We start from the raw sequence: 25,686 nt of genomic DNA, 5'->3' as shown, positions 1-25,686 counted from the left end.
TAGGTGCCGGTTAATGTTTATCTTCCCATATCTTCTGTAACATTGGATAACGGAGGTCGCCAACTTGAACTACCTGATAGTCCGCATTGGATAATTGGGTTGTGTCGCCAATACCGATTGCAATCGCATTTATTTCATGAATATTTGTAATCGCATTGGCTGTTGTTCCAATCCCAATACAAGCGGGTCCGTCAAGGTTTAGTTGATTAATGGCTACCGAATACGGATTTTTATCGGCATGATAGCTAATGATACTGTCGATATAGTTATCAAGACCGACTTGTTTGAGAATATTGTGGATATCTTCGTTGGTATCCAGGACGGCAATTTTAACATAGTGGTCATATAGGTTTAGTAACAGCCGTTTAATTCCTGGCAATTGGTCGTCTTCGTTTAAGTTGTCAGCTTCTTCACTAAGCATCTTTTGCCATTCGGTAATCATTGTCGTTTTCTCACTTGCATCCGGATTGGCATTGAAATGTTTCAATACGAGGGTCAGACATTGTTCGGGGGTTAGGCTAGCAAACTGAGGAGCCAGTTTTTCTGGTAATCCCATTCCAAATTCGTATATTGCAAAACGTTGCCATGAAGTGAAAGACAATTTATCCGTATCAACAAAGATATTATTAAATGAAAAAATAGCACCGTCCATAGTAAACATCCCTTCATCGATTATTATCTCTTTATTTTAACCTAATCAAAAATGAAAGGGAATCCAATGTTTAAGCATGGGCTTTAGTTAGGTCGGCAGCATACTTAATTCCGTTAGCATCTAGATATTCAATAATTTGATTGATCGTGATGAACGGAACATGGACACGGTCAGCAAGTGTTGCTAGACTATCTCGGCGGGCCATTGTTCCATCACTTTTAAGGACTTCAATAATAACTGCTACAGGTGATTTGCCCGCTAAGTATGCAAGGTCAACTGCCGCTTCAGTATGACCAATCCGGTCTCGTAGCCCGTGTGGTTGTGCATAAAGCGGTTGGATATGACCTGGATGGTTGAAATCGGTAGCTTGAGCGTCCGGATTAGCTATTTGGCGAATGGTTGCTGCGCGGTCAAAGGCAGAGACGCCGGTTGTAACACCAGTTGCCGCTAAAGTACCATCGGTAGTAACCATAAAAGGAGTTTGGTTTGGATCTGTACTATGCTCTACCATGGGTTTAAAAGCAAGTTTTGCGGCAATCTCTTTACTTACGGGTACGCACATTAGACCATTAGCTTCATTTAACATTTCGTAGACAGTATTAGCCGTGATTCCATCGCCAAGGGCAACGAGGTCTCCTTCGTTTTCGCGGTCTTCATTATCAGCTAAGATAATATAGCCACCATTTACTAAATGTGTTAAGGCTTCTTTAACAGTTGAAAATTGATTTTGCATAGGTGAATTACTCCTTTGAAATTCTAAAAGCAATAGGGCAACCACATTCGAATGTGCTATCATAATAACGAACTATTATATTTAAATCAACCCATTTCAAAAATAAATAACGAACTTTATAGATTTTATTGTTAAAAAAATAAATAAAACCCGAAGAAAATCAATTCTTCGGGTTTTGAAATATTATTTTGTCATGTAGTCACGAGTCATTGGTAGATTTTTACCAGAAGGCCCCTTAGTGATTAAATATTGAATAACGTCGATGTTTCCTGATTCAAATGATGCTGCACAGGCTTGTAAATAGAGGTCCCACATCCGTGTAAAGCGTTCACCCATCATGTCAAGAATTTGAGCCCGATGTTCATTAAAGTTCATATCCCAGATTTCAAGTGTACGTTGATAATGGCGACGAAGCATTTCAATATCAGTAATTTGCATATGGTTTTCTTCAATATGGCCGATCATTTCTTCAAGTCCAGGAATATAACCACCAGGGAAGATGTATTTATTAATCCATCCGTTATAAGCTCCCCCTTGTTGGCGGGTGATTCCATGAATTAAAGCAACCCCGTCATCGGCAAGGTAGCCTTGGATATCCTTGAAGTAAAGACCAAGGTTTTCTTTACCGACGTGTTCAAACATTCCAACCGAAGTAATATAATCCCACTTCTGGTCGCCGAGTTCACGGTAATCAATTAATTTAACATCAGCAACATCTTGAAGTCCTTCTTTTTCAATCCGGTTCTTAACTAATCGGTACTGTTCTTCACTGAGAGTAACACCGGTAACTTTTAAACCATATTCTTTTGCGGCCGTTAGCATCAGCGTTCCCCAGCCACAACCAATATCAAGTAACGTTTTGCCAGGCTTAGGGTCAAGTTTCTTTAGAATATGATGAACTTTGTCAACTTGTGCTTTTGTAAGGTCGTCATGGTTGCCGTCAGTAAAGTAGGCACATGAGTAAGTTAAAGTGTCATCAAGCCATAGCTTATAAAAATCATTACCAACATCGTAGTGGCTTTGAACGTCATTTTCACTTTCTTTTTCTGAGTGACCTTGTTTAGGGAGGAACTTACGGAACTTAGAACTTCGCATAAAACTGTCAGCACTTTCATATGCTGATTCAATTAATGTTTGAATACTACCTTGGATTTCAATTTTTTTATCCATGTAGGCTTCCCCGAGAGCAATCGAGGCGTTCTTGGTAATATCACGAATTGGAATTTTTTCCTTAAAGGTGATTGTTACTTCTGGGGTTCCGTCACCATAAACAACACTTGAACCATCCCAAAACACAATCTTTACGGGAATAGTAAATGAGTGCTTTAATAATGACTTGTAGAACGTCTTTTCTAACATGAAACGCTTCCTTCTTTCTCCAATAATAGTATTTATTATAACACCCTTAAAATAAAAGTGTTTCAGGACATTTTCAAAAAAAATATTTCAGAAGAAAGCGGTAAAATTGATTGTTGGAGGAATAAAAGCTTGATATTATGCTAGTTAAGAGAAAATTGGGAGATGGTTAGATGACAGAAGCATGGCACCATTTTATTGAAAATGTAAAACTGCGGCGCTTTACGGTCTTATTATTAATCGTGATTGTTTTATGGTTAATGCGTTCAATGATGAATTTGATACTGTTTACTTTTATTTTGACATACCTCGTTGTAAGTTGGGTTCGGCTAGTACAACGCTGGCTGCCACGACTATCGACGACGATAACCGTAATTGCAACTTATGCCTTTTTGATCATTGCATTATATTTGGGTGTAACACGCTATTTACCCGTCTTATCACGACAGGTAGTGAAAATGGTTAATTCGGTAGTAAAGTTCTACAGTACTCATCAGGCAACAATGATTTACCGCTATATCAGCCACTATGTAAGTACGGCCACGATTATGACGCAAGTCCGTCACGGATTAACGATTGCCGTTAGTACGTTGACCAGTATTGGCGCGATTACTGTATCATTTGTGATGTCATTAATTCTAAGTTTTTTCTACACTTTAGAGTTAAAACAAATGAATGAATTTTCTCATAGCTTTTTAGATAGTGATTTTGGCTGGTTTTTCCAAGATATTGATTATTTTGGCAAGAAGTTCGTCAATACATTTGGGGTTGTTCTTGAGGCACAATTCTTTATCGCTATTTGTAATACGGTTATTACGACAATCGGGTTGCTCTTTATGAAGATGCCGCAAATTTTTGCTTTGTCGTTGATTGTATTTATCTTTAGCCTAGTACCGGTTGCAGGGGTAATTATTTCAACAATTCCGCTGGCGATGGTTGGTTATTCCGTTGGTGGCATCCGGGATGTGGTTTATATTATCATTATGATCATCATTATCCATACTCTTGAAGCGTATGTTCTTAATCCTAAGTTTATGTCTAGTCGAACTGATTTGCCGATTTTTTATACTTTTATTGTATTATTGATTGGTGAAAACTTGTTTGGCACCTGGGGATTAATTGTTGGGGTACCAATCTTTACTTTCCTGTTGGATGTGTTAGGGGTAAAACCGATTCATGGACCGAAAAAAGTAAAAAACAGGGGTGAGTAAGCAGAGACTGTATAAATTTATACAGTCTCTTTTTTGCGAACTATTAAGTTGCTTTTTAAACATAATGTTAATGAATATCGAACTTATTTTGCTAAATGGCTGAAAAAGTATTTTGTTAGTGTATAATAAAATTGAGGTAATTTACATGAAAGGAAGTTGATATTCATGACAGATATTGAAATTGCAGATCAGGCGACACTTGAACCCATAACGAAGATTGCTGATAAATTAGGCCTTTCAGACGATCAAATTGAGCAATATGGTAAATATAAGGCGAAAATTGATCTAAACGTAAAACCAATACCAGATAAAAAACACAAACTAATTTTGGTTACTTCAATCAATCCGACACCAGCTGGTGAAGGAAAGTCGACAGTTTTAATTGGTTTAGGAGATGCCATGAACCAGTTAAACTACCAAACTACGATTGCAATGCGTGAACCATCAATGGGACCAGTTTTTGGAATTAAGGGGGGCGCTACTGGTGGCGGTTATAGTCAAGTAGTTCCAATGGAAGATATCAACTTAAACTTTACTGGTGATCTTCATGCCTTAACCAGTGCTAATAATACGTTAGCCGCATTGATTGACAACTACATCATGCGTGATAACAAGATGAACTTGGATCCGCAACGGGTCATTTGGAAGCGGGTTGAAGATGTTAACGATCGGGCGTTACGGAATGTAATTACTGGCCTTGGTGGACCAATGGCTGGCGTTCCACGTGAAACAGGATTTGATATTACCGCAGCTTCTGAGTTGATGGCAGTATTGTGTCTTGCTACTAGTTTGCACGATTTGAAGCAACGGATTAGTCGCATTGTGGTTGGTTATACATACGACAAAGAACCAGTTACAGTTGGTCAACTTAACTTTCAGGATGCTATTACGATTATCTTAAAAGATGCCTTAAAGCCAAACCTTGTCCAAACACTGGATCACACACCAACAATTATTCACGGGGGCCCATTTGCTAATATTGCGCATGGATGTAATAGTGTTCTTGCTACTCAAACGGCGCTTAATTTATCAGATTACACTGTCACAGAAGCCGGCTTTGGTGCTGATTTAGGTGGGGAAAAGTTCCTTGATATTAAGCAACGTGTTTTAGGCAAGCATCCTGATGCAATCGTAATTGTTGCAACTGTACGGGCGCTTGAATACAATGGTGGCGCAAAACTGGCTGATTTGAACGAAGAACAATTGAGTGCTCTGGAGAAGGGAATGGCTAACCTTAATCGCCATATTAAAAATATGCAACTTTATGGCTTGCCGATTGTCGTTGCCATTAATCATTTTGTTACAGATACTGATAAAGAAATTCAAATGATTAAGGATAATTGTGCTAAGCAGAATGTTGAAGCAATATTAACTGATGCATGGGCAAAAGGTGGTGCAGGGACACACGACCTTGCTAATAAAGTCGTTGAACTTGCTGATAGTCCAAGTGAATTCACCCATATTTACGACGTTCAAGTTGATGACTTGCAGACTAAACTTGAGAAGATTGCTAAGCAAATTTATGGGGCAAAGGAAGTATCATTCAGTCGCAAGGCGCAAAATCAGTTAAAACGGTTTGCAGCTTATGGTTGGAATGATTTGCCGGTATGTATTGCTAAGACCCAGTATTCATTTACGGATGATCAAAAACAATTGGGGGCACCAACTGACTTTGTATTTCATATTCGGGAACTAGTACCGAAGATTGGTGCTGGCTTTATTGTGGCACTAGCCGGGAATATGATGACGATGCCTGGTTTACCAACAGAACCAGCAGCGGTAAATATGACCATTGACGATAATGGTAAAATTACTGGCTTATTCTAATAATTAACAATGAAACATCGATTGTGCAATTAGCCACATCGGTGTTTTTTTCACAAACTTTTAAAGTGATAAAAGCTTTTATAGTTGTTTTTATGGGCATGTGAACATCCTGACTTTCTTGTGAATTTTTACGTGAAGGATTACAGTAGACTTATATTGTTCTGTAAGATATTGGAGAGGTGATCGTATGGAAAAGAAAACTTATGGCGCTGATGTAGTTATTGATAGTTTGCGCAAGCATGGGATTGATTTAGTATTTGGAATTCCTGGAGCCAAAATTGATCGCTTATTTGAAGGACTTGACGGTAAAAATAGCGATGATGCGCCTAAGCTGATTGTTACTCGTCATGAACAGAATGCTGCTTTTATGGCGCAAGCTTATGGTCGATTGACTGGTAAAACCGGGGTGGCAATTACTACTTCTGGTCCTGGAGTTGGTAATTTAGCAACCGGAATTATGACTGCAGATGCTGAAGGAGATCCGCTTTTGGCGATTGGTGGGCAGGTTCAGCGGAAAGACCTTCACCGGGCAACCCACCAGAGTACACCTTCAACTGAAATTATGGCGCCGATTACACGTTATAGTGCTGAAATTCAAGATCCTAATAATATTTCGGAAATTATGGCAAATGCGTTTGAAGCCAGTCAAAGCGCCCGTAAAGGAGCAGCATTTGTTAGCCTTCCACAAGATGTTGACGATGCCGAAGTAACCGAAAAGCCGCTTCCTATTTATGAAACACCACAGATGGGGCCTGCTGATCCTAACGATTTACAAAAATTAGTAGAGTTAATCAAACACAGTAAGATGCCAGTGATTTTGGTTGGTCAACGAGGAGCTGATGAGGAGATTACTTCTGCCCTGCGGAAACTGTTGAGTGATTATTCGCTACCAGTTGTTGAAACTTACCAAGCGGCTGGTGTTGTCTCCCGTGATCTTGAAAAGCAATCATACTTTGGCCGAGTTGGTCTCTTTAGAAATCAAGTTGGTGACCAGTTACTTCAACAAAGCGATCTTGTAATTACAGTTGGTTATGACCCAATTGAATATGAACCGCGTAATTGGAATAAAGAAAATAATTTACGGATTGTTAATCTTGATACCTTACCAGCGCAAATTGATAATCACTTTACACCAATTATGCAGTTGGTTGGTAACATTGCTACTAGTTTGACGGAACTTGATCAATTATTAAAGGGCTATCAGTATCCACAGGCTGCTGCTAAACAATTGGCTGAGTATAAAGCAAAGTTGGACCAAGATAAAAAGATTAAGGCTCTAGCAAGTAACGGGGCTAGCCATCCACTAGCAGTTGTCCAAGCAATTCAAGAGAATGTTACTGATGATATGCGAGTTGCTCTTGATGTTGGTTCTCACTATATTTGGATGGCCCGGCACTTCCGTTGCTACCAACCACGACACTTATTAATTAGCAACGGAATGCAAACACTAGGAGTTGGCTTACCATGGGCAATGGTGGCAGCAATGTTATATCCAGAACATAAGGCTGTGGCAGTTTGTGGGGATGGTGGCTTCCTATTCTCAGGAGCTGAATTATCAACAGCAGTTCAGCATCACTTGAACGTTGTGACGATTGTGTGGAATGATGGTGGTCACTATGACATGGTTAAATTCCAGGAAGAAATGAAGTATCCAGAAGCTGCCGGAATTAAATTTGGGGATGCCGATATCGTTAAGTATGCTGAAAGTTTTGGTGCAACAGGATTACGGGTAGAAAAGCCAGAAGACCTTACGAAAGTAATGAAGAAGGCCTTTAGTATTGATGGCCCAGTTGTTGTTGATGTTCCTGTTGACTACTCAAATAATAAGGAATTAGCAGCAAACTTGATTGATTCGCAGCTTGGTTAATGAAAGGAAATGAGATTATCACAACATTATACGAACACGGTACGTTAGCTTCTTTAATGGCTGGAAATTTTGATGGGACGATCACGGTCAGTGACTTACTTAAACATGGTTCAACAGGAATTGGAACTTTTACCGGGTTAGATGGTGAGGTAATTATTCTAGACAATGATGTTTACCAGGCTGTCTCAAGCGGGAAAGTAAACCACATTACTGATATGAATGCGACAATGCCGTTTGCTTCAGTCCATTTTCCAGCAGAACAACAAAGCGTGGCACTTAATAACGTTAACTTTGCAAAATTGAATAATGATTTTGTGAAGGAACATAAATTAAATAACGTTTTTGCTTTCTTAAAGTTAAGCGGCAAATTTGAACATGTTAAAATTCGGATTGCTCCTAAGCAGGACAAGCCATACCCAACGTTGTTAGAAGTAGCACAGCACCAACCTGAATTTACTGCAGACAATATTTCAGGGACAATTCTCGGTTATTATGCACCAGAAATTTTCGGGACAATTACGGCTGCTGGTTGGCACCTCCACTTTATTAGTGATGATCGTCAATTTGCAGGTCACTTATTAGCGTTTGATGCGCCCAAGCTGGCGGGAAGTTTTGAAGTATTTGATAATTTAGAACAGCATCTTCCAGTTGAGAATAAAGAGTTTCGTGAAAGTACGGTTGATATGAGTACACTGCGAGAAGGTATCGCAAAGTCAGAAGGAAACGCAGAATAGGATTTTCAACAAAGTTTTGAATAAGGTAATAAAACTAGGGCAAAAAAAGCGCTAGTTTTTCTTTCAAAGTGAATAAGACGAACTATTTCGAATTAAAATATTATATTGTTCATATTTTTTATTGAATTGTTTAAAGGGCTTTGTTATCCTTAAAGCAGATTTTAAGGAGGCATTGCTATGAGTGAAATCAGTGTTGTGATGGGTAGTAAATCAGATTGGCCAACCGTTAAGAAGGCATGTGGTATTTTGGATGAGTTTAATGCAGATTATGATAAACAAGTAATCTCTGCTCACCGGATGCCAAATGAAATGTTCGCTTTTGCTCAAAAAGCTGTCCAAAATGGGACAAAAGTAATTATTGCGTGTGCTGGTGGTGCGGCTCACTTACCTGGAATGATTGCTGCTAATACACCGCTACCAGTTATTGGAATTCCCGGACAGACAAAAGCACTTGGCGGAATGGACTCGTTGTTATCGATTGTGCAGATGCCAGCTGGAATTCCTGTTGCCACGACAGCGATTGGTGATGCCGGAGCAAAAAACGCAGCATTATTAGCATTGCAAATCTTAGGGATTAATAATAAAGAAATTCAGCAAACGATCTTGGACTATCGTCAACGAATGCATGATCAGGCAGTAGAAAGTGGTGAACAGCTTGACTAATTTTATTCAGCAAGGTAAAACAATCGGTATTATTGGTGGTGGTCAACTAGGTCAGATGATGGCCTTAGATGCGAAGGCAACGGGGATGAATGTTATTATCTTGGATCCGACACCTGCCTGTCCTGCTGGTCAAGTGGCTGATGAACAAATTGTTGCCCCTTATGCAGATATTAGGGCAATTGAGAAACTAGCCAATAAGGCTGATGTCCTTACTTATGAATTTGAAAATGTTGATTTGAAAGCATTGAAAGATGTTGCCAAAAAGGTGTACATCCCCCAGGGCACGCATTTGCTTTATACGACAAAGAATCGGCTACGGGAAAAGACTTTTCTGCAGGATGCTGGATTAAAGACGGCCCCGTTTATGGCAGTAAAAGATGAAGCTGACTTAAAGCAGGCGGTTCAAAAGATTGGGTACCCAGCAGTTTTGAAAACCAGTGAAGGCGGCTACGACGGTCACGGCCAGGTCGTTTTGCATGATGAAGGAGATCTGACAAACTGTGATGATATTTTAGCCACTAAAAATTGTATTTTAGAGGGATGGGTACCATTTAAGTTAGAATGTTCTGTTATGGTTGGACGAAATGAACGGGGAGAAATAACGGTTTTTCCGGTCGCTGAAAATATTCACCATGACGAAATTCTACACTTAAGTATTATCCCCGCGCGAATCTCTGCTGAATTACAACAAAAGGCCCAACAAAAGGCAAGACAAATTGCCCGCGCACTTGATTTACGAGGTGTTTTAGGTGTTGAAATGTTCGTGACTGCTAATGGTGAAATCTATATTAACGAATTGGCCCCACGTCCGCATAATTCAGGTCATTACTCGATTGAAGCTTGTAATTTTTCTCAGTTCGCTATCCATAACCGGGCAATCTGTAATTGGCCATTACCCAAGATTGAGTTATTAAAGCCAGCGGTAATGGTAAATGTTTTAGGTCAACATGTTGCAGGCGTTCGCAGTCAAATTATGAAAAACCCTAATTGGCACTTTCATGATTATGGTAAAGCTGAAGTACGGCATAATCGAAAGATGGGACATGTAACGATTTTGACTGACAATGTTTCTTCGACTTTAGCAGAGATTGACAATACTGGAATTTGGCAGAAGTAAAGTTCGGCTTTACTGCTAATATATTCATGTGCGATAATACGTTTAGACAAAAGATAGAGAGGATTTTTAACTGATGATTGATCGTTATACTAGTCCAGAGATGAAAAAGATTTGGAGCTTAGAGACCCAGTACCAATGTTGGTTAGATGTTGAAATTGCAGTAGACGAGGCATGGAGTAAGCTTGGCCATATTCCAACTGAAGATGTAGAAAAGATTAAGAAAAATGCTAAGTTTTCAGTTGAAGGAATTGCCGAAATTGAAGCCGTTACCCACCATGATGTAATTGCATTTACGCGGGATGTTTCTAAGTCGCTTGGCCCTGAGCGTAAGTGGGTTCACTACGGGATGACTAGTACTGACGTTGTTGATACAGCTCAAGGATTACGGTTGAAAAAAGCGAACAATATCTTACGCCAAGATATTGATAATTTTATGGCAGTATTAAAAGAACTTGCTGAAAAGTATAAGTACACTGTTTGTATGGGACGGACGCATGGCGTGCATGCTGAACCGACGACTTTTGGGTTGAAAGCTGCCCGCTGGTATTCTGAAATGAAACGTAATAAAGAACGGTTCGAGCACGCAGCAAAGGGTGTTGAAGCCGGCAAAATCTCGGGGGCTGTTGGTACGTTTGCGGAAATCGATCCATTTATTGAAGAATATGTATGTAAGAAGCTTGGCTTACGGCCGCAAGAGATTTCTACTCAGGTTCTTCCCCGAGACCTTCATGCGGAATATGTTGCAACAATTGCTCTAATTGGGACAAGTATGGAAGAAATGGCAACCGAGATTCGTTCCTTGCAACGGACTGAAATTCATGAAGTTGAAGAACATTTTGCAAAGGGACAAAAGGGTTCTTCAGCAATGCCACATAAGCGTAATCCGATTGGCTCAGAAAACATTACTGGATGTGCGCGGATGTTGCGTGGATTTATGGTTCCGGCATACGAGGACGTATCTTTATGGCATGAACGTGATATTTCCCATTCAAGTGCTGAGCGGATGATTTTACCAGATGCTACTTCGCTCCTTGATTACATGCTGCGACGGTTTGGTCGAATTCTAAAGAATCTTGATGTTTTCCCTGAAACGATGAAGAAGAATATGGATAAGACGCTGGGCTTAATATACAGTGGACGGGTTCTTTTAAAGCTGGTCAATAGTGGGATGACCCGTGAAGCTGCTTATGATCTTATCCAGCCGTACACGGCAAAATGCTGGGCAGAACAAGTTCCATTCCGCCCACTACTTGAAGATGATCCAACAATTCAAAAACAATTGACTAAGGATGATTTAGATGATGCCTTTGACTATCATTGGCACCTCCGTCATGTTGATGACATTTACAAACGCTTAGGCTTAGATTAATAAAATAATAGCTAGTAGAGAGTGAACTTTCTACTGGCTATTTTTATTTTTTGAGTAAAACACGAACGACAAATGGAAAATAAATAAAAATTATCGTTATTTATATTGACAATCTATTGCCTACGATAGTATATTTAGTTCGTAAATAATGATATAAAATTTCGGCAAAGCAGATTAATGTTCGTATTTATCAAAAAGGAGCTTCTTCAAATGGAAAAACTGTTATATACCGGAAAAGCAAAACAGATGTGGCAAACGGATGATCCTACAATTTTACGAGTTGTTTACTTAGACCAGGCAACGGCACTTAACGGAAAGAAGAAAGACCGTTTTACTGGTAAAGGAAGGGCTGCTAACGCCATTTCCAGTCTGGTTTTTCAATATTTAATTAACCACGGTATTGAAACGCATTTTTTGAAGAAGTTATCACCTACTGAGGATTTGGTTAAGAAATGTAAAATGTATCCGCTTGAATTTGTGACGAGAAACGTGGTTGCGGGTCATTTTGCCAGCCGGTTTGGTCTTGACGAAGGACAAAAACTTACTGAACCAGTTGAAGAAACATTTTATAAGAGTGACAACCTTGATGATCCATTTATTAATGAATCTGCAATTGTTGCTCTCAAAATCGCAAGCCATGACGAATTAGTACGCATGTGGGGGATTTGCGAAAGAGTCAATAATTTATTAACACCACTATTTAAACGGGCCAGCTTACAATTAGTTGATTTTAAGCTCGAATTTGGTCAGCTGGCCGATGGAAAAATTGTTTTAGCCGATGAGTTCTCCCCGGATAATTGCCGGTTATGGGAGCTAGGAACGGCACGACATATGGATAAAGATGTGTATCGTCGCCAGTTAGCGGACCTTACTCAAACCTATGATGAAGTTTACGACCGTTTAAGTAGTGCAATCAAGGAGGCAAATGAAAATGACTAATGTTCGTGTTTTCGTTACTTATAAAGAATCAGTATTTGATCCGCAAGGTGAAACGATCAAAAATGCAATTCACTCTTTGGGCCACGAAGAAGTTAGTGCAGTAAAAGTGGGAAAGTTTTTCGATGTAACTGTTAATGCAACTGGTGTAGCAGTAGAAAAGGTAGTAAAGGAAATCGCTGATCAGTTATTAGTTAATTTCAATATGGAAACCTACACTTACCAAGTAATGGAGGAAGTTTAAATGAAGGTTGCGGTAGTTGTTTTTCCTGGATCAAATTGCGATGTTGACCTTTTTGAAGCGCTTGGCTCAGTTTGCGGGGCAGATGTGGAATATGTATCTCATCGTGAAAATAGTTTGGCAAATTTTGATGCGGTAATGTTACCTGGTGGATTTTCATACGGTGACTACTTACGTGCGGGAGCAATTGCACGATTTACTAATATCATGCCAGCAATTATTGCGGCAGCTGAAGAAGGCAAGCCGGTCTTTGGCACCTGCAATGGCTTTCAAATTTTAACTGAAGCAGGCTTATTACCAGGGGCATTGAAAAAGAATGATAGTCAGCAATTTGTTTGCAAGACAGTTCCCATTGAAGTGGTCAACAATCAAACGCCATTTACTAGCCAGTACCAAGAACACGAACGAATTGCTTTACCGATTGCACATGCAGATGGTAGCTATTACGCTGATGAACAGGTGTTAGAACAACTAGAAGCAAATAATCAAATTGTTTTTCGGTATGCAGAAGAAAATCCGAATGGTAGTTTACGAAACATTGCCGGAATTACTAATAAGCGGGGCAATGTTTTAGGGATGATGCCGCATCCAGAACGGGCGGTAGAGGCGCTTCTTGGCAACACGGATGGATTACGATTGTTTAAGTCTTTATTAGCAAATGGCACAGTAAGAGCGGAGGTATAAGTTGATGAAGCAAGCGATGACCCCACAAGAAATTAAAGAAAAAAAGCCATATTTAGACTGGAGTTTGAGTGAAGCAGAATATGATTACATTCGGACGCAGTTACTTGGTCGTTTGCCAAATTATACTGAGACAGGTTTATTTGCCGCAATGTGGAGTGAGCATTGTTCTTATAAAAAATCGAAGCCGGTTTTGCGGTTGTTTCCAAATAAAAATGAGCGCGTATTACAAGGACCTGGTGAAGGTGCTGGCGTAGTGGATGTTGATGATGGACAAGCAGTTGTTTTTAAGGCAGAGAGTCACAACCACCCAACAACTGTTGAACCATATCAAGGAGCTGCAACGGGAGTCGGCGGAATTTTGCGTGATATTTTTAGCATGGGAGCCCGGCCGATTGCCTCATTAGATTCTCTTCATTTTGGTGAACTTGATAATGTTCAGATGAAAATGAAAGTAAAGAACACAGTCCGTGGCATTGGTGATTATGGGAACTGTATGGGAATTCCGACGGTTGCTGGCGAGACAACATTTGACCCGTGTTATCAAGGAAATATTTTATGTAATGCGATGAGCGTTGGCTTGATGGAGCAAAAAGATATCCAACAAGGAACGGCAACCGGAATTGGTAATGCAGTGATGTATGTTGGTGCCAAAACGGGTCGTGACGGAATTCACGGAGCAACATTTGCCTCTGCTGATTTTAGTGATGAGCGGGCAACCCAGCGATCAGCTGTCCAAGTTGGTGATCCCTTTATGGAAAAGTTGTTGCTAGAAGCATGTCTTGATTTGATTACTAATCATTCTGACTGGTTGGTGGGGATTCAAGATATGGGAGCAGCAGGAATTGTTTCATCAAGTGCTGAAATGGCTTCAGAAGGGAAAAGTGGGATGGAACTAAATCTTGACCTTGTTCCGCAACGCGAGCCCGATATGTCTGCTTATGAAATTATGCTAAGTGAATCGCAAGAACGAATGCTTCTGTGTGTGAAAAAAGGTCATGAAGACGATGTAAAGAAAATTTTTGATCTTTATGACCTTGAAGCCGTCACGATTGGTCGAATTACGGAAGGCCGTGACTATGTGTTATTTCATGATGGTGAAGAAGTTTGCCATATTCCGGTTTCAAACTTAACGGACGATGTGTTAGAGGAGGAAAGTATTGAGCGAAAACCGGTTCGGATTGAAGAGGCAGAACACAAGGGGGCATGGCAACCACAAGTTTCTAATGTTGAAATGACCCTTTGTCGATTGCTTCGTCAACCAACGATTGCAGATAAGAGCATGTTTTACCAACAGTATGATTCACAAGTTCGAACATGCACTGTGACTGGCCCTGGTAGTGACGCTGGTATTATTCGGATACGTGGAACAAAAAAAGGGTTAGCGATGACGACTGATGGGAATAGTCGTTTTGTTTACTTAAATCCTGAAGTTGGTGGACAAATTGCGGTGACTGAGGCAGCAGCAAATATTATTGCAAGTGGGGCACAACCATTGGCAATAACCGATTGCTTAAATTATGGCGACCCCAATGATCCAGAAATTTTCTGGGAACTTCACCAATCGGTTCAAGGAATGGCAGATGCATGTCGTGAATTTAATACGCCGGTAATTTCAGGAAATGTATCGTTGTATAACGAAAATAATGGGAAGGCAATTCATCCAACGCCAATGGTCGGGATGGTTGGCCTAATCAAAAATATTGATCAAGTAGTACCGTCAAGGGCTCAGCAACCTGGTGATGCAGTTTATCTCATTGGCAAGACTGGCGATGACTATGCAGGAACCGAATTACAAAAGATGATGACTGGGGATATTAGCGGCGTAGTTAAACCATTTGATTTTCACCATGTTCACCAATATATGCAGCATTTACTAAGTGCAATGCAAGATAGCCTTGTTACTAGTGCTCATGATATTAGTGAAGGCGGATTAGGAGTAGCACTTGCCGAGATGCTGTTTGGTACCGACTTGGGATTTGATTTAAACCTTTCATGGATGACGGGGGAACAATTTTTTAGTGAGACACCGGGACGGTTTGTTGTCACAGTTCCTCACGAGAAACGAGATAAATTTGAACAACAGTTAGGCAATGATGCAACTCTTATTGGTGAAGTTACCAATAGTCATTGGTTAACTGCTGACCTTGCAATGGTTAGTCTTAATTCAAATATTGGTGCTTTACAAAAAGAGTGGGAGGAGGCGATCCCGTGCCTAATGAAATCAAAGGATTGAATGAAGAGTGCGGTGTGTTTGGCGTATTTGGGGCATCCGATGCTAGCCAACTGGCATATTATGGATTACATACCCTCCAACATCGTGGACAAGAGGGGGCAGGGATTGTCTCTGCTGACGGTAGCTCCTTATATCAACACCGCGACCGGGGATTGTTAGCAAAAGTTTTTGCTGATCCGCATGAATTAGAAAGATTGGTTGGGGATGCCGCAATTGGTCATGTTCGCTATGGAACGAGCGGTCACAATTCAATTGCAAACATCCAACCGTTTCTTTTTCGCTTTTATGATGGTGACGTTGCCTTGGCACATAACGGTAATCTTACTAACGCAGTGACTCTTCGCCATCGACTAGAGGAAAAAGGAGCAGTGTTTCAGTCTGATTCAGATACGGAAATTCTGATTCATTTAATTCGTCAGTATATTAGGGATGGTTTTATTCCTGCGTTAAAGAAGAGTCTTAACTTAGTTCATGGTGGATTTGCTTATCTATTATTGCAAAAGGATCGCTTGATTGCGGCGTTAGATCCTAATGGTATTCGTCCGTTATGTATTGGGCGGTTGGCAAACGGTGCATATGTGGTTGCTAGTGAGACGTGTGCATTAGATATCATCAATGCTAAGTTTGTCCGGGATGTTTTACCAGGGGAATTAATAATTATTGACCGTGCTGGTCTTCATATCGATCACTACACGACTAATACTCAATTAGCGATTTGTTCGATGGAATATATCTATTTTGCCCGTCCAGATTCAATTATTCATGGTGTAACAGTCCATAATGCTCGCAAAAGGATGGGAAAATTATTAGCGAAGGAACACCCGGTTGATGCCGATATGGTGATTGGGGTCCCTAATTCATCCCTATCTGCTGCAAGTGGTTATGCAGAAGAAAGTGGTTTGCCATACGAGATGGGGTTGATTAAGAGTCAATATGTTGCCCGTACCTTTATCCAACCTACTCAAGAATTACGGGAAATGGGCGTCCATATGAAACTATCAGCAGTTCGTGGAGTTGTAAAAGGCAAACGGGTTGCAGTGGTCGATGACTCGATTGTTCGTGGAACCACTTCAAAACAAATTGTCCAGATGTTACGTGATGCAGGTGCTAAGGAAGTTCACTTATTAATTGCGTCACCACCGTTTAAGTTCCCGTGTTTTTACGGAATCGATGTATCGACACGGGCAGAGTTGTTGGCAGCTCACTACTCGGTTGCAGAAATGTGCAAGCAGGTTGGTGCTGATTCGCTTCATTTTTTGAGCCTTAAAAGCTTGATTAAGGCGATCGGTATTCCAGATGCGGGGGATGCTCCGAATGGCGGACTGACGGTTGCTTACTTTGATGGTCAATATCCTACACCACTATATGACTATGAGGAAGGATATTTGAAGTCGTTGAATGAGCAGGAACGACGAGCACGAAAGGAGCAGGCATAATGACCCGGTATCAAGAAGCTGGAGTTGACGTAAATGCTGGCTATGAATTAGTTAATAGAATAAAAGAAGCAGTTCAATCAACGGACCGTGACGGGGTTATTGGGAGCCTTGGCAGTTTTGGTGGAATGTTTGATCTTAGCGTATTAAAAATAAAACATCCGATTCTTGTTTCAGGAACGGATGGTGTGGGCACTAAACTGATGATTGCGCAAAAACTAAATAAGCATGACACGATTGGTATTGATGTTGTTGCAATGTGTGTAAACGATGTATTGGCACAGGGGGCTGAACCAGTAACTTTCCTTGATTATATTGCAACTGGTCACAATGACCCGGCAAAGATGGCAGCGATAGTTAGTGGTGTCGCTACTGGGTGCAGGGATGCGAATGCGGCACTGATTGGTGGCGAAACTGCTGAAATGCCAGATATGTATGATCCAGATGAGTATGATTTAGCAGGAACGGTTGTGGGGGTTGCAGAAAAAGATGAATTATTGACTGATGGGGGACCACAGGCCGATGATGTTTTAATCGGGTTGCCCTCAACTGGCTTGCATTCCAATGGCTTTTCATTAGTCCGCCAAATTTTATTTAAGGAACACAATATCGCATTGACTGATCAGCCTCGGGAGTTAAACGGGCAAACAGTTGGTGAAGCATTATTGACGCCAACTAAAATTTACGTTCGTCCTGTCCTTCCCCTGATTCGTCAACAGTTACTACACGGGATTAGCCATATTACTGGTGGGGGATTAATTGAGAACGTTCCTCGAATGTTTAGCGCTGGGCTACAGGCGGTAATTGATTCATCGCGGTGGCCGACTTTACCGATTTTTAATTATTTGCGGACGATTGGCAATTTAAGTAGAGCTGATTGTTTCCAAACCTTTAACATGGGGTTGGGACTGGTATTAGCAGTAGCACCTGAAAATATTGAAGCAGTATACGAAGTACTTCGTAAAGAGCAGGTAGATAGTTATCAGATTGGTTATTTGCGACAGTGCTTACCAACTGCACCGAAGATTGTTATTAAGTGAGGACGAAAATGAGAGTTGCAATTTTAGCATCAGGAAACGGGACGAATTTTGAAGTACTAGCTAAGCATTTTCAAAGTGGAGATATACCAGGTGAATTAGCATTATTATTTTGCAATCATCCAGATGCCCCAGTAATGAAGCGGGCGCAACGATTAGATGTTCCAGCGGAAAGCTTTACAGTAAAATCTTGTGGCGGTAAGCAAGAATACGAAGAAAAACTGCTAGCAGTCTTACAAAAGTATCAAATCGATTTTATCGCGCTGGCAGGTTATTTGCGGGTCATTGGGCCAACGATTTTGCGCCAATATGATCATCGGATCGTGAACCTTCATCCTGCATGGTTACCGGAATATCCAGGTTTGCACTCAATTGAAAGGGCATTTGCTGATCACCGCTCTGAGACAGGGGTGACTGTTCATTATATTGATGCAGGCCTTGACTCAGGTCCAATTATTGCTCAGCGGCGAGTACCGATATTGGCAACTGACACGGTCGAAACGTTAGAAAACCGAGTGCATGAGACAGAGCACCATTTATATCCAGAAGCATTAGCACAGGTATTAGCAAAGGAGCAAGACTAATATGAAGCGAGCATTGGTGAGTGTATCAGATAAAACAAACTTAGTACCGTTTGTTAAGGGATTAGTAGAAAACGGGTTTGAAATTGTTTCAACTGGTGGAACTAAGCGGGTTTTAGATGAAGCAGGAATTGATACGATTGGAATTGAAGACGTTACTCACTTTCCTGAAATACTAGATGGCCGGGTAAAGACTCTCAATCCATACGTTCATGGCGGACTTCTTGCCCGTCGTGATTTACCGGAACATATGGCAACCCTCGAGAAATTAGCAATTACTCCGATCGACTTGGTTTGCGTTAATTTATATCCATTTAAAGAAACAATTGAAAAACCTGATGTCAAACTAGCTGATGCAATTGAGAATATTGATATTGGTGGTCCAAGTATGGTCCGGTCAGCAGCAAAAAATTACCGTGACGTAACGATTGTCGTTGATCAAAACGATTATGATGAGGTACTAAGCCAAATTAAAGCAGAAGGCACGACAACTCTTGACACACGGGCAAAACTTGCGGCAAAAGCATTCCGTCATACTGCGGCCTACGATGCTTTGATTTCTCAGTATTTAACACAGCAAAATGGATTAGAAGATCCAGAAAAATTGACCTTAACGTGGGACCTGAAAGAAACAATGCGGTACGGCGAAAATAGTCATCAACAAGCATGGCTTTATGAAGATGCACTTCCAAAATCTTTCTCGGTATTACAAGCAAAACAACTACACGGGAAAAAGCTTTCTTATAATAATATTAAGGATGCTGACGAGGCATTACGATGTATCCGAGAATTCGATGAACCGACAGTTGTTGCCATGAAGCATATGAACCCATGTGGGATTGGCCGAGGGCGAACTTTAGAGCAGGCATGGGAACGAGCATATGAAGCTGACCCAGTATCAATTTTTGGTGGGGTAATTGCCCTAAACCGGCAAGTTGACCTTGCAACCGCCGAAAAGATGCATAAGATTTTTCTTGAAATTGTGATTGCACCGGGCTTCGATGATGATGCTTATACGGTTTTGGCAAAGAAAAAGAATATCCGCTTACTGACTATTGACTTTAGCAAGAAGGATGAGCCAACAAAGCATGAAGTAGTCTCAGTAATGGGCGGAATGTTAATGCAAGATCAAGATACGCTTAGTGAAGATTACCATGATTGGCAATGCATTACGGATAATAAGCCAACTGAAGAGCAATTAAGAACGATGATGTTTGCCTGGAAAGCGGTTAAACATGCTAAGTCAAATGCAATTGTGCTGGTGAATGATGAGCGAACGCTGGGAGTTGGGGAAGGCCAACCTAACCGGATCGACTCATTAAGGATTGCGGTTAGCCATGCTGGGGATGATATTGATGACCGGACAGTGATGGCTTCTGATGCCTTCTTCCCATTTGGCGATTGTGTTGAATATGCAGGAAAACATGGAATTAAAGCAGTTGTTCAGCCTGGGGGTTCAATTAGAGATGATGAATCAATCAAAATGGCAAATAAGTATGGAATTGTAATGGTAACGACTGGGATTCGCCATTTCCGTCATTAGTGAAAAGGAGAGGCTCATGGAAAAACAGGTCAATGTACTAGTTGTGGGTGAAGGCGGTCGTGAGTTCGCGATTGCTAAGAAATTAGTAGAAAGTAAACATGTTAAACAAGTCTTTTGTGCGCCGGGGAATTCGGGGATGCCTGCAGTAGGGGTTCAGCCTGTTGATATCGCTGAAACGGATTTTGCTGGTTTAATACGGTTTGCTAAGAATCATGAAGTGGCGTGGACATTTGTTGGGCCTGAAGATTGTCTTGTTGATGGGATCGTTGATGAGTTTGCGGCAGCGGGGTTAAAAACGTTTGGCCCAGATGCACGGGCAGCTCAACTTGAAGGTTCAAAAGATTATGCGCTTAATTTTATGGATAATTATCATGTCCCAACAGCCTGTCATGCCGCTTATCGTGATCAGACGGCAGCAATTAGTAATGTTGACCAATTTGGTTTTCCGGTAGTAATCAAGGAGAATGGCTTAGCTGGGGGAAAGGGCGTTGTTATTGCTCAAACCAAAGCAGAAGCAATTGAAACGATTAAATCGATGTTTGCTGGTGGACAAGCCCGGTTGGTATTAGAAGAATGCTTACAGGGACCAGAATATTCGATGTTTGTTTTAGTAAGCAATGGACATTACCGGATTTTACCAATGGCACAGGATCATAAGCGGGCGTATGATGGTGACAAGGGTCCAAATACCGGTGGAATGGGAGCTTATAGTCCGCTTCCCCAGTTAGATCCGACAGATTATCAGAAGATGGTAGATCAGGTTGTTAAGCCGACAATTAATGGCTTGGTAGAAGGAAGCTACCATTATCACGGCATCTTATATATTGGCTTGATTCTGACAACAGACGGGCCAAAGGTGATTGAGTATAATGTTCGTTTTGGTGATCCAGAGACCCAGGTGATTCTTCCCCGCCTTAAAACTGACTTATTTGAGTTAGTTGAAGCTGCAATTAATGACCAGCCGCTTCCAGAAATCAAGGAAGATGATGCGGCGTGCCTAGGTGTTGTGTTAGCTTCAAAGGGTTACCCAGTAAAACCAGTGCATGGGCAAAAGTTAGGAGAGTTTCCTCACCAGTTGGGAATTGAGATTGATTATGCTAACGTAGCTGGCCCGCTAGATGACTTAAAAGGAGCTGGCGGTCGGTTATTAATGGTAATTAGTAAAGAAAAGACGTTACAGGCAGCTTACCAACGGGTATATCAATATTTGCAAGCGCTTGATGAACCGGAGTGCTTTTACCGGCATGACATTGGGAAAAAGGCTGGTTTGAAATAATGTGAATATTAAAACAATCTACTTCTCACTATTGGAATTTGAGGGCGAATGGATTAAAATGATATGGTAATGCTGTATATAGCGATTTTTAAGAAGAAAGAGGTCAATTGAACATGGCTAAATTAGTATTAATTCGTCACGGTCAAAGTGAATGGAACTTATCTAACCAATTTACTGGTTGGGTTGACGTTGACTTAAGTGAAAAGGGTGTTGAACAAGCAAAAAACGCTGGTAAGGCCCTCAAGGAACACGGTATTGAATTTGACTACGCATACACTTCTGTTTTGAAGCGTGCTATCAAGACTTTGCACTATGCTCTTGAAGAATGCGATCAATTATGGATTCCTGAATACAAGACTTGGCGCTTAAACGAACGTCACTATGGTGCACTTCAAGGTCACAACAAAAAGAAGGCTGCTGAAAAGTACGGTGACGAACAAGTTCACATTTGGCGTCGTTCATACGATGTTTTGCCCCCATTGTTGAGCGCTGATGACGAAGGTTCTGCTGCACAAGACCGTCGTTACGCTAACTTAGACCCACGCGCTATTCCTGGTGGTGAAAACTTAAAGGTTACCTTGGAACGGGTTATCCCATTATGGCAAGATGAAATTGCACCAAAGCTTTTGGACAACAAGAATGTTATCATTGCTGCCCACGGTAACTCCCTTCGTGCATTGAGCAAGTACATCGAAGACATTTCTGATGAAGACATCATGAACTTGGAAATGGCTACTGGACAACCAGTTGTTTATGACTTTGATGACAAGCTTAATGTATTAAGTAAGGAAAAATACTAAACTAAAATAGTTTAAACTCAGTAAAAAGGAACTGCGAGCATTGCAGTTCCTTTTTGGCTTAACTATGAAAAAATAATGAACAAATCAGTTAATAAATTGTGCTTAAAATGAGTTGTGGTATGATTAACAACAGAATCTAATATATGGAGAGAAATTAAATGAAAATGGAAAAACAACGAACACTTCCAATGAAAGAATTTATTCCTTCATTAAAGAAACTGGTAAAGCCTAATTATTTAAAGGCAATGTGGCCGGTTGCTGGAGTTTCAATTATTTTTATTGCATTAGTATCAATTCTTACAATGCTTAATACTAATATTGCAGTTTCCTTAAGTATGACAATGATGATGATTATGTACGGGATGGCTTCTCCGCTTAACCTCTTGTTCTCGTTGCTAGAGATTATTGGTATTTTTGCCATTATTGCGGCCTTAGCATTTTTCTATTCCTTTTATGCTTTGGCAACCCAGTATACGTACCAAGATAAGTTAGCTCATCCTGAACAACCGGTTAGCGCAGGTTCGATTTGGATGCATTATAAGCATTTACGTAAGAACCAAGTTTGGCGGATCATTCTTTACATTTGCTTATTTACTTTCTTGTGGAGCTTACCATTAAACATTATTAATGGGTTACTACTTCCTCATTTATCAGGAATGGCAGCTGTTTATGTTGCGTGGATTATTCGGATTCTTAATGATATTGTTGTTTTGTGGAAGAGTATCGAATATTCACAATCCTATTTCCTTTACCGCGAAAAGCAACCGCAGTTTCTTGGACAATCTATGCGATATGCTTTGACCGCTAGTCGTCGTTTTATGACTGGGCGAAAGTGGAACTATTTTGCAATTCTTTTCGTAGTAGAGTTTATCCCAATGTTTGTTTGGAGCATTATTTTTGGTGGCCTTGCTTACTACGGTAATTACACTGCGACATATGTATTGACATATATTGGTATTATTGTTGCGATTATCGGAATTGCTTGCTACTTGCCAGTAGTTTACGCAACGATGGCTCTATACTACAGTCGTGCTCGTGCAGGGATGGAGATGGATGTTCTCTATAAAGATACATTCAAGCCGGTTGCAGATTTGACAGGCGAAGCTTATATTCATGAAGTTTATGTAGAAAAGCAACCTGCTGAACAACCATCACCAGTTGCCAAACATGAAGAAGAGAAGAAACACGAAGCAAAAAAAGATGAATAAAAGAAAGGCTGCGATTTATTCGCGGCTTTTTTAGTATGAAGATGCTTGACATTAACTAGCAAACACAGGTACAATGACTGCAATAATTAAAGGCAATGAGGTAAAATCAGTAGTTAGCAGTTGGACATTCAGAGAGCAAGTGGTTATTGAAAACTTAGCCAACGCTGTTAAACGAATTACACTTACTGAGTCTTTCATCAATAAGAACGGGTCGTCTCGTTATCGACAAGAGTGGTAGTTGCGATAGTAGCTGCAAATCAAGGTGGTAACGCGGTAAATCGTCCCTGACTTCATCTGTTAGAAGTCAGGGATTTTTTTGTACCCGAAATATTTTGGAGGTAAATATGGACATTATTAATGAGTTAGAATGGCGTGGTGCCATCAACCAGGTAACTGATGAAGAAGGATTACGCAAGTTAACATCAGAAGACAAGATTGCCCTTTACTGTGGAACCGATCCTACCGGTGATAGTTTGCATATTGGACATTTGATTCCCTTTATGATTTTGAAACGTTTCCAATTAGCTGGACACCATCCGGTAATTATTATTGGTGGGGGAACCGGAGCAATTGGTGATCCATCTGGGCGAAAGTCTGAACGCCAATTACAAACCATGGAGCAAGTTCATCATAACGAAGAAGCTTTAACTGCCCAAATGAAGAAGCTTTTTGGTACGGAAAACTTTACAATTGTTAATAACTATGACTGGTTATCAAAGATTAGTCTGCTTGACTTTCTTCGTGATTATGGAAAATTATTTAATATTAATACAATGTTAAATAAAGAAGTTGTTGCTAGCCGGTTGGATGCTGGTATTTCATTTACTGAATTTACATACCAGATTTTACAATCGGTAGACTTTCTTCATCTATACCGGCACAATGATGTTCAATTACAAATTGGTGGTTCTGATCAATGGGGAAACATAACTGCAGGAATTGACTTGATTCATAAAGTTGAAGGGCCTGACACTAAGGTTTATGGGTTAACGATCCCATTAATGTTAAAGGCTGATGGTACTAAATTTGGTAAAACTGCTGGCGGTGCGATTTGGCTTGACCCAGAAAAGACGTCACCATATGAATTTTATCAATTTTGGATTAACCAGGATGATCGTGACGTTGTGAAATATTTGAAGTACTTTACTTTCTTATCCAAAGATGAAATTGATGACTTAGCGGAAAAAGTAAAGGACGAACCGTGGAAACGAGAAGCTCAGCGGCGGTTAGCACAGGAAGTTACTAAGTTTGTTCATGGCAAAGCAGCAGTCGAAGAAGCAGAACGAATTAGTAAAGCGTTATTCTCAGGAGATGTTGCCGATCTTTCAGTTGCAGAAATTGAGCAAGGCTTCAAGAATATGCCTTCCGTTGATATTGAAAATAAGAAAGAAAACATTGTTATTTGGCTAACTGATAACGGAATCGAACCATCACGCCGCCAAGCACGTCAAGATGTATCAAGTGGTGCTATTCGAATTAACGGTGAAAAAGTAGATGATGTTGATGCTGAAATTGATCCAAATGCTCATTTTGATGGTAAATTTGTAATCGTCCGCAAAGGAAAGAAGCATTATTACCTTGCACGTGTAAAATAAAGTTAAAAATCAATGTTAGTAAATACGTCCGTAAGTAAATTTTTAGGGGCGTATTTATTTGTTTTTAAACTCAAAAAACAAATAAATTCTATTAAGATGAGATATAAAATTCATGTTTAAAAATAAAATTAAAAATTTAGAATAAAAGTGTTGACGAAGAGATAAAAGCACGGTATAGTAGTTATCGTTGTCAAAGCGATTGAGAGATTGCTAAGATGTAAAACAAGAAAGTTAAAATTGATTGTTGACATTGAATTGACAACGTGGTATATTAATAAAGTTGCTGATTGAGCTATCAATCAAAAGGAATTCTAAATTAATTAAAATTTCTTCTTGACAAGTTAAATCAACATATGATATAATGAATATGTTGATTGGCTGCTTAATTAGCCAACAGGTAGACCTTTGAAAACTGAACAAAGTTTCGACGAATCAAATGTGTAGGGTCTTCAATCACGATGTGATTTGAAGTAAAACATTTGCGAAGTCAATTCGCTTAATAACAAAGATAATAAAGAGCTATACAAGTTCTTATATAATTTTTATATGAGAGTTTGATCCTGGCTCAGGATGAACGCCGGCGGTGTGCC

The 25,686-nt window shown here is 40.3% G+C and carries 22 protein-coding genes; 19 read left to right on the top strand and 3 right to left on the bottom strand.

The genetic code is table 11. The features are described 5' to 3' along the window. Nucleotides 1-10: 10 nt before the first annotated feature. The 3 genes from H5S39_RS02885 to H5S39_RS02875 form a co-directional block, all read right to left on the bottom strand. Nucleotides 11-652, bottom strand: coding sequence for an HAD hydrolase-like protein (locus tag H5S39_RS02885; RefSeq protein WP_182596809.1), 642 nt, complete (start codon nt 650-652; stop codon nt 11-13). 70 nt (nt 653-722) lie between these two features. Continuing rightward, on the bottom strand, nt 723-1,385 hold the full coding sequence (gene ribB / locus H5S39_RS02880; protein ID WP_182596810.1) for a 3,4-dihydroxy-2-butanone-4-phosphate synthase: 663 nt from the start codon (nt 1,383-1,385) through the stop codon (nt 723-725). Nucleotides 1,386-1,568: 183 nt separating this feature from the next. After that, nucleotides 1,569-2,744 (bottom strand): SAM-dependent methyltransferase, encoded by a 1,176-nt coding sequence (locus H5S39_RS02875; protein ID WP_182596811.1) that lies wholly within the window; start codon nt 2,742-2,744, stop codon nt 1,569-1,571. A gap of 170 nt (nt 2,745-2,914) precedes the next feature. Here H5S39_RS02875 and H5S39_RS02870 point away from each other — a divergent pair, with 170 nt between their 5' ends. The 19 genes from H5S39_RS02870 to tyrS all read left to right on the top strand — a co-directional run bounded on the left by H5S39_RS02870 (nt 2,915) and on the right by tyrS (nt 25,096). Then, nucleotides 2,915-3,952, top strand: a complete 1,038-nt coding sequence (locus H5S39_RS02870) for an AI-2E family transporter (RefSeq protein WP_182596812.1) — start codon at nt 2,915-2,917, stop codon at nt 3,950-3,952. Nucleotides 3,953-4,117: 165 nt separating this feature from the next. Further along, on the top strand, nt 4,118-5,779 hold the full coding sequence (locus H5S39_RS02865) for a formate--tetrahydrofolate ligase (protein ID WP_182596813.1): 1,662 nt from the start codon (nt 4,118-4,120) through the stop codon (nt 5,777-5,779). Between the two features lie 187 nt (nt 5,780-5,966). Then, the gene (alsS, locus tag H5S39_RS02860) at nt 5,967-7,646 is read left to right on the top strand and encodes an acetolactate synthase AlsS (RefSeq protein ID WP_182596814.1); all 1,680 of its coding nucleotides are present in this window, start codon (nt 5,967-5,969) and stop codon (nt 7,644-7,646) included. A gap of 17 nt (nt 7,647-7,663) precedes the next feature. Beyond that, the gene (gene budA, locus H5S39_RS02855; protein WP_182596831.1) at nt 7,664-8,380 is read left to right on the top strand and encodes an acetolactate decarboxylase; all 717 of its coding nucleotides are present in this window, start codon (nt 7,664-7,666) and stop codon (nt 8,378-8,380) included. A 177-nt stretch (nt 8,381-8,557) separates the two neighbouring features. Then, a complete protein-coding gene (gene purE / locus H5S39_RS02850; RefSeq protein ID WP_182596815.1) occupies nt 8,558-9,043 on the top strand; it encodes a 5-(carboxyamino)imidazole ribonucleotide mutase in 486 nt (161 codons plus the stop codon). After that, nucleotides 9,036-10,160, top strand: coding sequence for a 5-(carboxyamino)imidazole ribonucleotide synthase (gene purK, locus H5S39_RS02845; protein WP_182596816.1), 1,125 nt, complete (start codon nt 9,036-9,038; stop codon nt 10,158-10,160). Before purE ends, purK begins: the two co-directional genes overlap by 8 nt. Nucleotides 10,161-10,233: 73 nt before the next feature. Next, complete coding sequence (purB, locus tag H5S39_RS02840) at nt 10,234-11,529, top strand: adenylosuccinate lyase (RefSeq protein WP_182596817.1); 1,296 nt, start codon at nt 10,234-10,236, stop codon at nt 11,527-11,529. 210 nt (nt 11,530-11,739) lie between these two features. Next, entirely contained in the window at nt 11,740-12,468 is a 729-nt protein-coding gene (gene purC, locus H5S39_RS02835) for a phosphoribosylaminoimidazolesuccinocarboxamide synthase (RefSeq protein WP_182596818.1), read from the top strand. After that, nucleotides 12,461-12,709 (top strand): phosphoribosylformylglycinamidine synthase subunit PurS, encoded by a 249-nt coding sequence (gene purS / locus H5S39_RS02830; protein ID WP_182596819.1) that lies wholly within the window; start codon nt 12,461-12,463, stop codon nt 12,707-12,709. The genes purC and purS overlap by 8 nt, the downstream gene beginning before the upstream one ends. Further along, nucleotides 12,710-13,390: a phosphoribosylformylglycinamidine synthase subunit PurQ gene (purQ, locus tag H5S39_RS02825; protein ID WP_182596820.1), complete on the top strand. Its 681-nt coding sequence runs from the start codon at nt 12,710-12,712 to the stop codon at nt 13,388-13,390. 4 nt (nt 13,391-13,394) lie between these two features. After that, nucleotides 13,395-15,623: a phosphoribosylformylglycinamidine synthase subunit PurL gene (gene purL, locus H5S39_RS02820; RefSeq protein ID WP_182596821.1), complete on the top strand. Its 2,229-nt coding sequence runs from the start codon at nt 13,395-13,397 to the stop codon at nt 15,621-15,623. Then, complete coding sequence (gene purF, locus H5S39_RS02815; RefSeq protein ID WP_182596822.1) at nt 15,599-17,059, top strand: amidophosphoribosyltransferase; 1,461 nt, start codon at nt 15,599-15,601, stop codon at nt 17,057-17,059. Before purL ends, purF begins: the two co-directional genes overlap by 25 nt. Next, nucleotides 17,059-18,096, top strand: coding sequence for a phosphoribosylformylglycinamidine cyclo-ligase (gene purM, locus H5S39_RS02810; RefSeq protein WP_182596823.1), 1,038 nt, complete (start codon nt 17,059-17,061; stop codon nt 18,094-18,096). The genes purF and purM overlap by 1 nt, the downstream gene beginning before the upstream one ends. An 8-nt stretch (nt 18,097-18,104) precedes the next feature. Beyond that, nucleotides 18,105-18,677: a phosphoribosylglycinamide formyltransferase gene (gene purN / locus H5S39_RS02805; protein WP_182596824.1), complete on the top strand. Its 573-nt coding sequence runs from the start codon at nt 18,105-18,107 to the stop codon at nt 18,675-18,677. A gap of 1 nt (nt 18,678) precedes the next feature. Further along, nucleotides 18,679-20,217: a bifunctional phosphoribosylaminoimidazolecarboxamide formyltransferase/IMP cyclohydrolase gene (purH, locus tag H5S39_RS02800; RefSeq protein WP_182596825.1), complete on the top strand. Its 1,539-nt coding sequence runs from the start codon at nt 18,679-18,681 to the stop codon at nt 20,215-20,217. Between the two features lie 16 nt (nt 20,218-20,233). After that, entirely contained in the window at nt 20,234-21,493 is a 1,260-nt protein-coding gene (purD, locus tag H5S39_RS02795; protein WP_182596826.1) for a phosphoribosylamine--glycine ligase, read from the top strand. Nucleotides 21,494-21,606: 113 nt separating this feature from the next. Then, on the top strand, nt 21,607-22,293 hold the full coding sequence (locus H5S39_RS02790; RefSeq protein ID WP_153710783.1) for a 2,3-diphosphoglycerate-dependent phosphoglycerate mutase: 687 nt from the start codon (nt 21,607-21,609) through the stop codon (nt 22,291-22,293). A 158-nt stretch (nt 22,294-22,451) separates the two neighbouring features. Beyond that, nucleotides 22,452-23,501 carry a hypothetical protein gene (locus tag H5S39_RS02785; protein WP_182596827.1) on the top strand — a complete coding sequence of 350 codons (1,050 nt, stop codon included), beginning with the start codon at nt 22,452-22,454 and terminating at the stop codon, nt 23,499-23,501. Between the two features lie 344 nt (nt 23,502-23,845). Continuing rightward, nucleotides 23,846-25,096 (top strand): tyrosine--tRNA ligase, encoded by a 1,251-nt coding sequence (gene tyrS / locus H5S39_RS02780; RefSeq protein ID WP_182596828.1) that lies wholly within the window; start codon nt 23,846-23,848, stop codon nt 25,094-25,096. Nucleotides 25,097-25,686 lie beyond the last annotated feature (590 nt).

Origin of the sequence: Limosilactobacillus rudii, from assembly GCF_014145455.1 — a bacterium.
Taxonomy (GTDB): Bacteria; Bacillota; Bacilli; order Lactobacillales; family Lactobacillaceae; genus Limosilactobacillus; species Limosilactobacillus rudii.
This window is presented reverse-complemented; position numbering and strand designations above follow the sequence as displayed.

What these genes read in the sequence shown, in the direction of transcription:
- H5S39_RS02885 (WP_182596809.1), bottom strand. Translation starts at nt 652, where the DNA reads ATGGACGGTGCTATTTTTTCATTTAATAATATCTTTGTTGATACGGAT.
- ribB (WP_182596810.1), bottom strand. Translation starts at nt 1,385, where the DNA reads ATGCAAAATCAATTTTCAACTGTTAAAGAAGCCTTAACACATTTAGTA.
- H5S39_RS02875 (WP_182596811.1), bottom strand. Translation starts at nt 2,744, where the DNA reads ATGTTAGAAAAGACGTTCTACAAGTCATTATTAAAGCACTCATTTACT.
- H5S39_RS02870 (WP_182596812.1), top strand. Translation starts at nt 2,915, where the DNA reads ATGACAGAAGCATGGCACCATTTTATTGAAAATGTAAAACTGCGGCGC.
- H5S39_RS02865 (WP_182596813.1), top strand. Translation starts at nt 4,118, where the DNA reads ATGACAGATATTGAAATTGCAGATCAGGCGACACTTGAACCCATAACG.
- alsS (WP_182596814.1), top strand. Translation starts at nt 5,967, where the DNA reads ATGGAAAAGAAAACTTATGGCGCTGATGTAGTTATTGATAGTTTGCGC.
- purE (WP_182596815.1), top strand. Translation starts at nt 8,558, where the DNA reads ATGAGTGAAATCAGTGTTGTGATGGGTAGTAAATCAGATTGGCCAACC.
- purB (WP_182596817.1), top strand. Translation starts at nt 10,234, where the DNA reads ATGATTGATCGTTATACTAGTCCAGAGATGAAAAAGATTTGGAGCTTA.
- purC (WP_182596818.1), top strand. Translation starts at nt 11,740, where the DNA reads ATGGAAAAACTGTTATATACCGGAAAAGCAAAACAGATGTGGCAAACG.
- purS (WP_182596819.1), top strand. Translation starts at nt 12,461, where the DNA reads ATGACTAATGTTCGTGTTTTCGTTACTTATAAAGAATCAGTATTTGAT.
- purQ (WP_182596820.1), top strand. Translation starts at nt 12,710, where the DNA reads ATGAAGGTTGCGGTAGTTGTTTTTCCTGGATCAAATTGCGATGTTGAC.
- purL (WP_182596821.1), top strand. Translation starts at nt 13,395, where the DNA reads ATGAAGCAAGCGATGACCCCACAAGAAATTAAAGAAAAAAAGCCATAT.
- purM (WP_182596823.1), top strand. Translation starts at nt 17,059, where the DNA reads ATGACCCGGTATCAAGAAGCTGGAGTTGACGTAAATGCTGGCTATGAA.
- purN (WP_182596824.1), top strand. Translation starts at nt 18,105, where the DNA reads ATGAGAGTTGCAATTTTAGCATCAGGAAACGGGACGAATTTTGAAGTA.
- purH (WP_182596825.1), top strand. Translation starts at nt 18,679, where the DNA reads ATGAAGCGAGCATTGGTGAGTGTATCAGATAAAACAAACTTAGTACCG.
- purD (WP_182596826.1), top strand. Translation starts at nt 20,234, where the DNA reads ATGGAAAAACAGGTCAATGTACTAGTTGTGGGTGAAGGCGGTCGTGAG.
- H5S39_RS02790 (WP_153710783.1), top strand. Translation starts at nt 21,607, where the DNA reads ATGGCTAAATTAGTATTAATTCGTCACGGTCAAAGTGAATGGAACTTA.
- H5S39_RS02785 (WP_182596827.1), top strand. Translation starts at nt 22,452, where the DNA reads ATGAAAATGGAAAAACAACGAACACTTCCAATGAAAGAATTTATTCCT.
- tyrS (WP_182596828.1), top strand. Translation starts at nt 23,846, where the DNA reads ATGGACATTATTAATGAGTTAGAATGGCGTGGTGCCATCAACCAGGTA.